General features: G+C 36.0%; 11 protein-coding genes and 2 pseudogenes. 3 read left to right on the forward strand and 10 right to left on the reverse strand.

The window, feature by feature from the left end:
* Nucleotides 1–791 precede the first annotated feature (791 nt).
* Nucleotides 792–1,073 (reverse strand): VOC family protein, encoded by a 282-nt coding sequence (locus EWH91_RS01875; RefSeq protein ID WP_129928328.1) that lies wholly within the window; start codon nt 1,071–1,073, stop codon nt 792–794.
* A 4-nt stretch (nt 1,074–1,077) separates the two neighbouring features.
* Nucleotides 1,078–1,776: a DUF2971 domain-containing protein gene (locus tag EWH91_RS01880; RefSeq protein ID WP_165364210.1), complete on the reverse strand. Its 699-nt coding sequence runs from the start codon at nt 1,774–1,776 to the stop codon at nt 1,078–1,080.
* Between the two features lie 310 nt (nt 1,777–2,086).
* Between EWH91_RS01880 and EWH91_RS01885 the strand changes: the two genes are divergently transcribed.
* A complete protein-coding gene (locus EWH91_RS01885) occupies nt 2,087–2,572 on the forward strand; it encodes a DUF6431 domain-containing protein (RefSeq protein ID WP_240697229.1) in 486 nt (161 codons plus the stop codon).
* On the opposite strand, the gene EWH91_RS01890 is transcribed toward EWH91_RS01885, so the two are convergent.
* Entirely contained in the window at nt 2,534–3,157 is a 624-nt protein-coding gene (locus EWH91_RS01890) for a CRISPR-associated endonuclease Cas3'' (RefSeq protein ID WP_240697230.1), read from the reverse strand. The two genes, EWH91_RS01885 and EWH91_RS01890, sit on opposite strands and share 39 nt — an antisense overlap.
* Nucleotides 3,158–3,457: 300 nt before the next feature.
* Between EWH91_RS01890 and EWH91_RS01895 the strand changes: the two genes are divergently transcribed.
* Nucleotides 3,458–3,703, forward strand: coding sequence for a hypothetical protein (locus EWH91_RS01895; RefSeq protein WP_129928331.1), 246 nt, complete (start codon nt 3,458–3,460; stop codon nt 3,701–3,703).
* On the opposite strand, the pseudogene EWH91_RS01900 reads toward EWH91_RS01895, so the two are convergent.
* A pseudogene (locus EWH91_RS01900) lies at nt 3,664–5,274 on the reverse strand (IS1634 family transposase). The gene EWH91_RS01895 and the pseudogene EWH91_RS01900 sit on opposite strands and share 40 nt — an antisense overlap.
* 190 nt (nt 5,275–5,464) lie before the next feature.
* On the opposite strand from EWH91_RS01900, the gene EWH91_RS01905 reads away from it, so the two are divergent.
* Nucleotides 5,465–5,710, forward strand: coding sequence for a hypothetical protein (locus EWH91_RS01905; protein WP_129928332.1), 246 nt, complete (start codon nt 5,465–5,467; stop codon nt 5,708–5,710).
* Between the two features lie 158 nt (nt 5,711–5,868).
* On the opposite strand, the gene EWH91_RS01910 is transcribed toward EWH91_RS01905, so the two are convergent.
* From EWH91_RS01910 to EWH91_RS01930, 6 genes and pseudogenes are all read right to left on the reverse strand, one after another.
* Complete coding sequence (locus EWH91_RS01910) at nt 5,869–6,966, reverse strand: polysaccharide pyruvyl transferase family protein (RefSeq protein ID WP_165364211.1); 1,098 nt, start codon at nt 6,964–6,966, stop codon at nt 5,869–5,871.
* Entirely contained in the window at nt 6,963–8,372 is a 1,410-nt protein-coding gene (locus tag EWH91_RS01915) for a lipopolysaccharide biosynthesis protein (protein WP_129928334.1), read from the reverse strand. The genes EWH91_RS01910 and EWH91_RS01915 overlap by 4 nt, the downstream gene beginning before the upstream one ends.
* A gap of 326 nt (nt 8,373–8,698) precedes the next feature.
* Nucleotides 8,699–8,827, reverse strand: a complete 129-nt coding sequence (locus EWH91_RS14850) for a hypothetical protein (protein WP_256359828.1) — start codon at nt 8,825–8,827, stop codon at nt 8,699–8,701.
* Nucleotides 8,828–8,943: 116 nt separating this feature from the next.
* The gene (locus tag EWH91_RS01920) at nt 8,944–10,251 is read right to left on the reverse strand and encodes an O-antigen ligase family protein (RefSeq protein WP_129928335.1); all 1,308 of its coding nucleotides are present in this window, start codon (nt 10,249–10,251) and stop codon (nt 8,944–8,946) included.
* A 141-nt stretch (nt 10,252–10,392) separates the two neighbouring features.
* Nucleotides 10,393–11,954 (reverse strand): annotated as a pseudogene (locus tag EWH91_RS01925) (IS5 family transposase).
* A 165-nt stretch (nt 11,955–12,119) separates the two neighbouring features.
* Nucleotides 12,120–12,794: a glycosyltransferase gene (locus EWH91_RS01930; protein ID WP_165364212.1), complete on the reverse strand. Its 675-nt coding sequence runs from the start codon at nt 12,792–12,794 to the stop codon at nt 12,120–12,122.
* Nucleotides 12,795–12,826: the final 32 nt, after the last annotated feature.

A 12,826-nucleotide genomic window follows, 5' to 3' on the forward strand; every position in this document is an offset into this window, starting at 1 on the left:
AAACCCTTCGTAAGTACATGCCTATATTATATTACAGGTGAGTTTCAACATCAAGCATAGTTATCCACAGATGTGTGCCTATGGATAACTTTTGGATGACCTATTATGCACATGTGGATAATTTAAATAAATCCCTAGAACAAGGGATTCTTTTAATCGCTCACTTGAAAGATTGTGCCTACAACTGTCGAAGTCGAGATTGAGGTCATTTATAAATCAAGAGAACAAAAATATATTATTAAAGAAGAATTCTATTCTTATGGATAAAATTAAAAACTCATATGCATGTAGTGGTGTCACTGTAAAAGGCATAATTGAGGATTTATTAAAAAAATGGAAATTTCCTTATAACCAAATACTGTTAGTCATAAGGTAAGATGACAGAGACGAGAGAGAAATGAAATCCCGCTGTTTTTCTGGAGGGGCTGGCAAAGAGCTATTCAAGATAGAAAAAAAGGAATAGCTACTTCAGAGCAAGTTAGAATTTTAGAAAAAGGACATTGGAAAGCACCATAAACCGTAAAATAAATGGAGGATAAATATGAACATAATATGAGCTAAAGGTATACTCATTTAAAAAAATAATGAACAACCAAGAGGGAAGTCTGCCCAAAATTCGCTCCTATTCTCCTAAATATTAGATAATAATGGTTTGAAAACGCAAATTGACTTCGATAATCGCAAGGGACTGGAAAATAACTTGTTTTTTGTTTGATATCGACAACTATTGCTGAGGTATGAATAATTCAGGTTCATAATAAAAATAGTGTAGATATATTTTCTTCTAGCAATTATTTAAGAATCTGACACACCTCAAAAATTTCCCGGTTGGGTCCAAAGAAATTGAAATACTTGATTCCATGTTCCCAATAGGGGAGTTCCTGAATGCCCTCATCTTTAAATTCAACATTTAATTCTTTTACGGCACGAAACGCTTTTTCAATCTCATCAGTATCCAAGGCAATGTGATTGATCGCGCCTGGATGTCCTGCCGTTTTTTCCTCCCAGCTTTCCAGTACAAAATCTCCCAACTGATAAAATCCAACACGACTTCCATTATTTTTTGAATACAATATTTTATTTGCGAATTTTCAATTCAGATGATTTAAATTCAAAATCAGTTAGGTTTGTATATTTTTTTACAATACTTTTTACGACATCATTATCTTCTTCTGCATTTAAAGGGCTTAATAATATCTCCATTTCCTCAAAAACATTTTCGTTAAACGGGAAATCTATATAATCATTATTAAAGGTCATCTTAATCAAATCTGATTGCATGAGTTCTACCATTTCTTCTGGTTTTCCTTTTAAATATTTTCCGCTTTGGTTATTTCGATAGTATTCTAGCGGAATCGCTATTAATCTATATCGCCATTCAGATTGTCCTGACCAATAATTTCTTTTGAAACGCCCTAAATATCTAGTATCGAGATTAAAATTAGCTGTTACTTTACCACACTTTTTACAAACTTCATTGTCTTTTTTTACTACAGATAGATTAATCAAATAATCATCTTTTGTATAAGTTATTGGTATAAGATCAGGCTGATAGGGCGGGGATATAGAAACATCACATTTGTCACCAATCTGTCTGCTTAATTTAAATATTTCTTTTTCATTTAACCCAGTGCTAAAAAGATTTCTTGGGAGTCCAATCCTAACACCATTTACTCCACCCGTATATGTCCTCCACATTTCTACAGATTCTTGCACTAAATCAGTCCAACAGGACACAAAACATATTTTTCCAATATTTTTATAATCAGAAGTCATTGACTCCTCCATATCATCAACGACCCCTAGACTAGAAAACCTAAATGTTTTGTTCTTCATAATTAATCCGAAAGTTTCTACACTACAGTAATGATATAAAAGATTTGTCAAATAACTATACCCCTCTATGTTTATATAATTAAAAGCCTACACTTAACCCTTTAAACTCTTTTCCAAATTTAACCAAATTCTCTAATGGTTCCCCCTACATTAATTATATAGAATGTACCTAAAATTCACACGATTTTTATATCAGACTATCCGCTAGTTGATAACCATTCATGTGTTTTTAGTTAAGAGTACAGAAAAGGTGCCTTGTCCCTGTTGCGGAGAAAAGCTTAACGTCATTGGTAGTCGGCGGAGAAACTATCGTGAACGATCTGGAGAAAAAAAGGTACTGGTGATTCGGCGTCTGCGGTGTACAGACTGCCAAAAGATTCATCATGAACTTCCAGACTTTCTCGTGCCCTATAAACGATATCAGGCAGACTGTCTGGAAAAAGCACTGAGCGAACCTGAAACTTGCGATATCGCTGCAGATAATGCAATGATTTACCGCTGGGAAAAGTGGTTTTGCGCCCTGGCTGATTATTGGATCAACTGCCTGCACGCCATACACCTTTGTTTTCAATTAGAAAAGGACCCGGTGAACCCGATGCCCACAGGTTCACTGACTGTACTCGAACAACTTGGGCAGATCGTTAGCACAGGATCCGGCTGGCTGTCACGAATGACCAGACCGATTGCCAACGTGAATCTATGGGTACAGACCCGTCCTACATTCCTGTCCGAGTGACTGGCATCTAGAATCATGATGTAACTGTATACTGAGTGCTTCCCCCTGCCGTTTTAAACTCGTCCCATAATCAAAATATCGTTCTGTATCCAGAAAATCAGAATCGACAAGTGCCGAAAAACACATTCTCATCAGCATTTCTTTATATGCAAATGAAGATTTACTATCCGTCTTCTCTTCAAGCGGCAGTCTGGGAAACCGATTCAAAATGTCTTTAACCTTTTTCATCTCTGTTTGTGGCAATGCCGGAATCGTTTTCAAATATTCCGGGGCGCCAGAAATCTTTTCATTAATCACCCTTTGTACATCTGGCAGGCCTGCGTGATGCCCCGCCACAATCGCTGCCGCCATGATAATACGCTCATCTTGAACTTCCTGAAACATGGCCCAAAGCGCAATAGAACCACCAATAGCATGTTGCACTGACCCGCGAATTTTTTTATCTGCTTTTATGTACTGTACAAATGGGGTAGATTTTTTCCCCAAATCATGCGCAATCGCAGCAATGGCCGTGATTCCGTATCGATCAAACGTATGACTAACGTGCCTTACTTGAAAATATGTCCCCCTAATATGCTCGTCCAAATAATGTGGCTCTTGATTTTCAGACTCAGAAGAATGGGCAATATATCTGATTTTTGTCACCTTCTGTGAATTAGAATTTAGTTAACCTGATTATAATTAGAGCTAGCTGATTTTACTTATTAGAGGTCGTTCCCGGCTGATATCTGAATGAAGCTTCTAGGATCCAAACACATATTCGTATTCATCGCAAATGCCCGGATATATGGCATTTATCCTTGTATATAATTTCGACAAAATTGCTGAATAGTCCTGCTATATCAACATTTTTTATGTTCAGTAAATTTATACAGACTAAGCGCAATGATTTACAGAGCTGCTGCAACCACCTATTATGGCAGCAAAATCTATCAGGCTCAGGATGAGATGCAGAAAGAAACACAGAAGTATTTGGAGATTAAAGAGCAGCAGGAGTTGGCCCGTCATGTGTCGAAAAAAGACACACAGCCCGTCAATTCTCTGCTGGTAAGCGCAACCAAAGCGGTGATCCTGGATCACCTGGATTCCCGTTACACATCACTAGGTAACGGGATGTCCAGAGCTTTATAAATATGCTTCTGAGCATTCAAAATTTCGCCAACTCTCAGCGCGCTGCCCGGAGATTCAAAGGCCTCGATCACATCCAATTTATCGAGTAGGGATTGGAGAGTGTAATCTTTGAAAAGCTTTTGCGCCTGCATTTTTGTCTTGATGTGTGCAAGCAGGATCAATCCAACAAAACCCACAAAAAGCTTTCCGTCTAAAGTGGCTTCTGATGAAACCAGCATGCGACGCAAGTTCATCCGCTCTTTTATGTCCCCAAAGCACTTTTCAATGGGGTCTTTCCCCCGATAGATCTCCAGCGCCTGGATCGCATCCATTTTTTCATTGGAAAGCAATGAGAAATATCCGTAATAGCGCTTGGCTTTCTCGACTGCCTGATGATTCACTGCAATCTGCACACCCCGCTTAGGTGTTGATTTAACCGTGAAATACTTTTTGTAAAACGCTTCATGTTCCGGAACGCGCTTACCGGTTTTCAGCTCTTGATGATGGCGCATCAGCTTGCGATCGAATTTTTTTTGATCTTCGGCCGCCTGATCGACATTATAGTAAAGATGCAGATAGACCCGGCGCTTCGCTTTGATGCGATCTCCTTTATACGGCCGATCCTGTGTATAGTTCCAGTTTGTTCTCACCGTCAAGGCGTAAAGATCGTACTGCTCATTCAAATTTTCGAAGGTGTCCAGCCCATCATAGACTTTATCCAGTTCTTTACGCACCCAGGATAATGAGGTACGGACAGAAATCAAAAACTTCAGATGTTTCTTCATCAAGGCATTGATATTTGCCTCACTGTAAAAGCCTCGATCCATCACCAGTTTGATCTTTTCAAAGCCGAGGGCTTTGAAATCACCTAAAAGATTCAGGACCGTCTTGACATCGGGAATATTTCCAGCCAATTTCCGATAATAAAAAGGCAGCCCGCTTGTTTCACCAAAGATCAGGGCTAAGTTGATTTGAGGAAGGCGATCATCTTCCTTGTTCTTGCCATAGGCGACCTGTTTCAGCACCTCTGAATAGCTGGAGATACTGGTCGTGTCATAAGCCCAATATTCATTCTCCTGGCAACGCTTCTTGCGACATGAGAAAAACCGGTTCCTGCCTTCTTCAGAGATGGATGAAAAAACAGTACTGCTTCGCTGAGAAGTCACGTTTTTCCCGTACGGATGCTTATGTAAATGATCCCATTTCTCAAAGCGACTCAGAGGACTTGGGTGTTCCAGAATCATATAATAGGCAATCGACAGAATCTGTTGATAGTGTCTCGGGAAACAGTGCTTGAGATCCTCTGTGAGGCCCAACTGTTCACCGATTTGATCCAGCAGATAGGTGGCTCCATAGAAAACACGCCTCGCTTTGGTGGCAGGAACAGGCCCACGTTTTTGCTTTTTTTCAGAGGCTTGCTTTCGACGTTTCCCACGACCGTCAGTCGGAACGATTTTACCGGCCTTTTCATCGACACGACCAATGAGTTTGCGCCGCGAACGTGGTTGTTTCTTCTTTTTATCCCAGTAAGATTATGACTTATAGGCATAGGTGAGGCCGCTGCGTTTGTCCTTTTGTTTGATGATCACCATCTTGGTCAACTCCTAGTGATGTAATTATAATACATCACTAGGTATAAGTAAAATGAAAGGGATCACAAGCACCTGTGCAATCGGCTTTATGATACCTTTAGGCAAATCATAGTGTGGAGATACGGGAATCTAGGCTGAATTTGAAAAGCACCATCTTGTCTTAAACGACAAATTCTATCCTCTGGGGCGTGTGGTCGCTCGGACAAACTGGTATGCGAATCAGGCAGAACTGCAGCTTGGCGAATTCAGAAATGGTGATGAAATTAAGGAATTCGTTGAAGATTTAGGATTCGAAGTGACCTCTGAGCATCTGATCCAATCTGAAACGGAGGATACGCAAATACTTAGATCCGTTGATTATGGCTGGTACACCCTATACGAAGAAATCTACCAAAGAGGATTGACCAGGACGCGCCATACGATCTGGGTTATTTGAATGCATATAGAAAATTATATTTGTCAACTGAAAAATTCCCCACTTAGTCACCTGGATTCCCGTTACACATCACTAGGTAACGGGAATCCAGGTTTCAGGCCCGAAGCTGTCTGAAAATTATAATTACCGAAAATTGGGATTGGTTCAGCAAACTCTACTTAGAAATTTTGACTGTCCAGTAATTGATCAAGATATTTGAAATTCAATAATGCGTTATCCGATTTATTTTTTAAATCAATTGTCACCGAATGAATATCTTTAAGTTTCTCTGTAAGCTGATTATGAAAATTGCTTTCATAAATACTAATATATGAGTCAGAACCTACGCTCTTATAGAAATAATCCATCTTGGGACTGTAATTTAAACTTATTGTTTTTGTTCCCATTAATTCCGAGATCATGCTTCCATGCAGTCGTCCAGAAATATGAAAATCTGCATTTTTAATTAGTTTAGTAATATGATCAATGTCATTGTTGATATCAAAAACAACATTGACCCTGAACTGTTTTAACTTGCCGTGTAATATTCTGCAACTTGTTACATCATGATTAATATCTAATGCACTTAAAACAACTTTCGAGGAGGGTTCTCTTTTTACTATCGAATGCACTATTTCGTCCATTAATTTAGACTCCGATTCGAAAGAAATATAATTATGTAAATTTCTCCAAGTGATTAGTATATAATTACTAGTTTCATCTTCCAACCTTATAGGCTTTATGGTGTTATTAAAGACATAATAGTAGACTAAATCCTCTACTAAATGGAATTGATTAAGATCACCCACCAATTGTTTCGCTCTTATCAATGATGAGGAATCTCTAAAAGTGATTAATGAACTTCTTTTAAGCAGCCAAGCCGTTTTTATTATTCGCTTTTTCTTTTTCAAGTGACCTATTCCAACCCCAATATAGCCTATAGAACCACCTAACATTTTAATTATTGAAAAATAAGAAAAGTTTCCATCACCATCTTCATCCGTAAAGATAGTTCCACCTCCCCAAATATTTATATACTTCGATTTTGATGATATTTTTCTGAGGAATCTCAGTTTTTCAATTTTTGAGTACCTATATATTTCGATAAATTCAGTATTATCCTTGAAATTACAATATCTATGCTTCAGCATTCCTCCAGAGTAAAGATCAACTAATGTAACCTTTACTTTTTTTTGAAAATAATATTGGAGTAATGATTTCATCATCATATCATCACCATAGTTAACTCCATAGTATCCCCAAAGCACAAGTCTCACAATATGCTCCTCCATTTCATGATGATTTTTTTAAGTATTTTAAATATAAGCAGCCTATTAATAAAATAAAACAGAAATCCTGAGACTATGATTCTTATTATAATTACTACAGGTGAATTAATATAATAGAATATAATAAAAGCAGATAATATTAGGGAATATAAAATAAATTCTTTTTTATTAATCGTGATTTTAAAATACTGCTTAGTTTGAAAAATACGTATACCCCACATACTTAGGAAAGCAAGCATAGTTGATATAGCAGCACCTTGAATTCCCCAAAAAGGCACCATTATTAAATTACCTACAATATTAACTATGCACCCAATAATTGAACTATAAAAAGCCTTTATTGTTTCAAGTGAACTTTGAAAACCTGTGCCATAGAATGATGAAAATGCAGAAAAAGTCACAGCTATATATAAGAAGGGTATGTATAGATAAGATGCTTGATAGTCAGAATTAAATAACGAAAAAATGATTAAGGGAGTCCATGCAAGCAATATAAATAGGCAAGAAAATTGTATCTTTATAAAAGAATTGAAAATAGTTGAATAAAATTTATTTTTTTCTGAAGAATTGAACTCAGTTATGGCACTTTCTTGCCATGCTAGGTAGAAAATATTATTTAGCATCATTAATATTGATGGAAATTTATTTGAAAGAGCATATATTCCATTAGCACTCATCCCAATAAAAATAGTTATTATATATCTATCTGAAACATTCATCACCCACCAATTTAATAAATTTGGGATTAGTGGTATAGAATATTTGATTAACTTTTTCCTTAGTCTGTAATCTATGTATTTTCCTCTTATATAGGAAAATACGTTAATTTTGGACTGGATTATTAGAATGCCAACAATATTGGCTATAGTTATTGAAGATAATAAACCTGTGACATTAAAATGAAATATTACAATAAAAAGAATGTTAAGCAGCACGTTCATTAGTGTTGTCACTATCCCAGAGAACGCATAAATAATATTTTTCCTTAATCCCCTTGAGATCTGTAAAAAAAGATTTTGTAGAATCACTGAATTCAAATATAAACATATAAGCAACCCATACTTAATACCAACATACAAATTTAGAAAAAGAAAGGCAATATCAAACAACAAAAGGTTTATGATAATTATTGAGACTGCTGAAGAAATAACTTTTGCTCTTCCCACGTAACTATTAGCTCCTAACAAATATCTATATAATCCATCAACAACTTGTAATGAGATTAGGGGCACTAGTAACGACACAGTTGAAATAATTAAATCAAAATATCCATACTCTTGTGTTGATAAATAATATGAATATACAGGGAGAAGTAAGAAAACAAGTATTTTTGACGAAAAATTTCCTATTGAATATATAAATGTATTTTTTAATAAAGTGGATTCTTTAGACATTTGTTGCTCATTCCTTACTATATGTTAGAAACTATCCCTATTGAGCTTACTCAGCCGAGTGTAATGGCTGGTGAATATATAATCCTAAAACCTTGGAACGAATCTTGTTACTGTCTAGATTTTCTTTATACAATAGGACATACATAATATTGATCAAAGTTGACGATTCGATGATCTACATGTTTCTCATAGTACGATACATTTCATCTAGTTTCTCATAAATCTAACTGAAATGCACTTATATATGAATTGAATATTTTCCAAAGCTGATACGTTTAACGCCATGGGAAAATTAGCAAGAATTATTATACCGATTGTTTCAGAGTCTATCCTTCATGAAAAAGACCGCACTTGAATTCTTCAATCAGCACGTCCCTGTTGACCAGACTGATCGCCACTTTGAATCCTTGTTCACTCAATTGATGAACCTGTAAATACAAGAGTAATTTTCCCACCTTTCAGATCCTCCAGACAAACAATGTTTAAAAGACAATCATAACTTATCTGGATTGATATTGGGTGAAAAGTGTTTATTTCTATTTAGCAGAATCTGTTGATTTTAGTTTAGCAGTTACAGCTTTAGTTTGTAACTAATTGTCTCTCTAATTATTGAGTTTAAATATGCGCTGATAATAACTATTAAAATCCATCCCATATCTTTCATTAATGCCCAACCTTGGAATGCATAAATAGCAAAGATAACGAAGCATCCAGTTATAAAGTAACAATCGGCTTTAAAATGATTGGTTTGTTTTAGAATTTTATTTGCTTTTATTAAATTAGAAACGAAAATAGATATATATAAGAGTAATCCAAAGATCCCCAATTCTACAGCCATTATTAAATAAGAATTATGAATTGGGTTATTTCTAATAAAAAACGAATTAATTATTGAAGTATCAGTAATTAGATACGATATAGAGGTAAAGTGAGAATTTATATAATCTACATCATTGTTCAAACCGACACCAAAGATGAAATTACTTATATTTGAAAAAAAAATATTTAAGCCTATATTCCAATGAATCGTTCTGGCGATAAACATCTCACTAAAACTATTTTCTACAAATAAGTTCTGATAGAAACTTGATCTAAATAAAAAAAACAACAATATACCTGCAGTTTCTAATAGAATCAGTTTAAATATCCAATTTCTTTTATATTTTTTCCAAACCATTATTGAGGTTATAAACATTGAAGCAATTAACATTGTTCTCGCACCTGATAAAAAAAGATCGATAATACATATAACAATATACTTAATTGCATTATTTTCATTATTAAAAATATATTTGCATATAAAGAATAAATATATAATAGTTATATAAAGGCTAAAATCACCTGGATGTGAAGTAGCACCCTTCATTCTAAAAAAACCATTTCTAATAGAGGTTGATCCATCTGAAATATAAGGGATAGAAATATTTGCAAAAACAGATAGAATGCCTACTATTGTCTCAAACACTAGTGCAATCTTAAATCCATAGTCCAATGAAAATTTGAAATGATTATATGATAAATATATTGAAAAATAATTATATAAACCCCAAAATATCAACATTTTGTATACACCTATAAAAGTAAGTTGCCATGATCTATCATATATCGGAAAGAGTATTGACAAAATGGCAAAAATAAAGAAAAACGTTAATGGTGACTTATGAATAATCATTTTTATATTTTTTAAGTGTAAAAAATATATTAATACTAATAATATCAAAGAAATAGAGATTCCTATTCTATTACCAAATGGTCTATTAAGAGGGCCATATGTATAACTCAATATTGTATATTCCCTTGGAAGAACACATGTGATAATTAAAAATATTAATAAAGAGTCTATAATGTGATAGTGTATCTTAAATTTAATATTATTCATTTTTAAACTCCTTACTGGAATTTTGAAAATCAGGTATGTTAATTTTCAATCGACAGACATTTCATTCGATAGATACGTTCTTTGGCCTACCAAATAAATTGAATTACGTAGGGCTTGCTGAATCAATAGTCTTTTTGTTTATTAAGCGTCGTTCTCAGGTGATGCCAGAATGAAACCTTTAAAAATCAAACACATATTCGTAAAATAGCTAAAAAAGTACAGAGAGACCCTTAGGCTTTCCACCTTTATGACTAAAAACTTAAGCGCGACCACTGTTTCACTGATCTCTCTCAGCATTGTGTAGATCCGATTCAAACCAAAACGTTATTTGCCTTCGCCAAACTTTTCTTCAACCGGAATACGACCTTTAAAATCATTTTGTTCCAACTTCTGATCCGCTTTGTGAATCTGCTTGTTTTTCGACTTTCGTCCCAGTTTCGAACCACTTAGGCGAATGTGATTGGCTTTGCAGTAAGCCAGATTGTCACGATTCCAATAGAGTTATCCGCCAGGACAGCTTCCGGATAACACCCATAGCGCTGCCGGTAAGTTTCAACAGAGTTTTGAAATGTCCAACCCTCGTTGAAGTTGTTCCAGTCCAATCGTTCGATCATCGCATCCCCGTTGACCAGGCTGATGGCCTCTTTCGCGCCAAACTCAACGTTGGTCTTGGCTTTTCCACGGACAATCGAGCGAACATGGGAACATGGGGCTGCAAAAGACTGACGATCCGATCATAAATACGATTCTGTTGGTGCTGATACATCCAGTTCTGCTGACGGTACAGTTCGTGGATCACCAGTAGATAACGACGATAATGTGCAGAAGAAGGAAGCTTAGTCAGTGGCGTTTGAGCAGCCAGCTTTTCAATGACTACCAGATTCCTTTGGATAAAACCATAATTGCTCGCCCACCGCCTTCCGGCGTTTATCGGGTCCGGGACGGCGCTGTTTGGCAACGGCGAGATAAGCTTTATGTGCTATTTTCCGGCAGATTCTGGGCTTGACCTTGAACAATGTTCGAATGGGCTGATAAAGTTCATCGATGATCTGTTCCAGCTTCTCACAGGCCTGTTGAGCAGCTAAAGGTCAGTTGGGTAAGCCATATTATCGGCCGGGTTACAGGTCGCATCGAGCAGCAGTTTACCTTGATTCTCAGGTGTTTCCTCTGGTTGGCTTTCGACTGGATCTTTCGATGATTCAGCAGGCGGCTTGGGACCATGGGGCCCTGGGATCATGTGGCCCTTTAGGATCGTCGTGATGGTCGCCATCCCTGGATTCTAACTCAACCTTCTGTTGGTCGACCAGCACTAGCCATTCGTTAATCTAGTTGATGTCCCTTTTTTTCAGACGTTTGCGGAAACGGGACATCATCGAATGGTGAAAGGGTGGGCATTCCTAAAAGGCGGGTGGCCCCAGGAAGTACTGTTTATAGGGGTTTTCCGTAATCTGCAACACGGTTTCCCGATCCGTCGTTCCTTGATGCTGCTGGATAATCAGGGCGCCCAGAGCCATACAGGCAAAGAAAAGTTGGGCGCCCTTAGCTGTAGCCTTTTTTAACGCTGCGGAATAGTGTTCTTCGACCTTCCACCAAAGAATGATCTGAGCCATTCGTACCCACCGGTTATTTTTATACAAAGTTTCTCCGAAAGGAAGGAAAAAGTCTTCAGGCATGATCAGTTGATGTTCCTGATTTTTGTACAATTGAATCGCCTCATGTGCAAGGTTATTTTTTGAAAATGCCTGGAGATACGGTATTTTTTCTTGCATATCATTTCGACAAAATCGCTTAAAAGTCCTGCTATATCAACATTTTTTATGTTCAGCAAACCCTACGTATTATTAGTAGGCAAAATATTATATCTCATTCTACTTGTATGCATCTATTGTTTTAATTGAGATATTTTTCCAATTCATTTTTATTAGTTTTTCATCTATAGCTTTTTTTAGTTCTGTTCTCTTTAATTTCATAACATCTTCCATTGCTTTTAATAATCCATCAGTATCATCTTGATTATATAACACACCACAATTTGAAGGAATATATTCTCTCATTAATCCAATATCTGGTGCAACAACAGGTTTATAAAAGGATATAGCTAAAATTGCACTTCCAGAAGTTGCGACTTGATTATATGGCAAAACAACTGAATCAAAAGCATTTAGAAAATCTGCAATTTCTTTGTCGTCTATAAACCTTAATTCTAAATGAATTCGACTACATTTTATTTGATCAAAAAAGCTCTCATTAAAGTCAGGTGAAATTCTACCAGCAATAATTAAATGAGTATTATTATCCGGTATTTTTATGAATGCGTCAATTAATTTATCAATTCCCTTGTAAGGTGATATTTGTCCAATAAACCCAAAGACATAATTATTTGCTGGTATTCCTAGCTCGGTTCGTATATTTTTCCCAGTTTTTTTGTATGCATCTTTGTAATGACCATGTGGTATTACAACAATTTTATCTTGATTAACCTTAAAGTTTTTAAACACCTCAAACCTAAGTCCTTTCCCGAGTACAATTATTTTGTAGGACATTTTTGCTAGTAAAATTCTATTAATTAAGTCTA

Source organism: Sporolactobacillus sp. THM19-2 (genome assembly GCF_004153195.1).
Classification (GTDB): domain Bacteria; phylum Bacillota; class Bacilli; order Bacillales; family Sporolactobacillaceae; genus Sporolactobacillus.

What these genes read in the sequence shown, in the direction of transcription:
- EWH91_RS01920 (WP_129928335.1), bottom strand. Translation starts at nt 10,251, where the DNA reads ATGAATAATATTAAATTTAAGATACACTATCACATTATAGACTCTTTA.
- EWH91_RS01930 (WP_165364212.1), bottom strand. Translation starts at nt 12,794, where the DNA reads ATGTCCTACAAAATAATTGTACTCGGGAAAGGACTTAGGTTTGAGGTG.
- EWH91_RS01880 (WP_165364210.1), bottom strand. Translation starts at nt 1,776, where the DNA reads ATGACTTCTGATTATAAAAATATTGGAAAAATATGTTTTGTGTCCTGT.
- EWH91_RS01895 (WP_129928331.1), top strand. Translation starts at nt 3,458, where the DNA reads ATGATTTACAGAGCTGCTGCAACCACCTATTATGGCAGCAAAATCTAT.
- EWH91_RS01915 (WP_129928334.1), bottom strand. Translation starts at nt 8,372, where the DNA reads ATGTCTAAAGAATCCACTTTATTAAAAAATACATTTATATATTCAATA.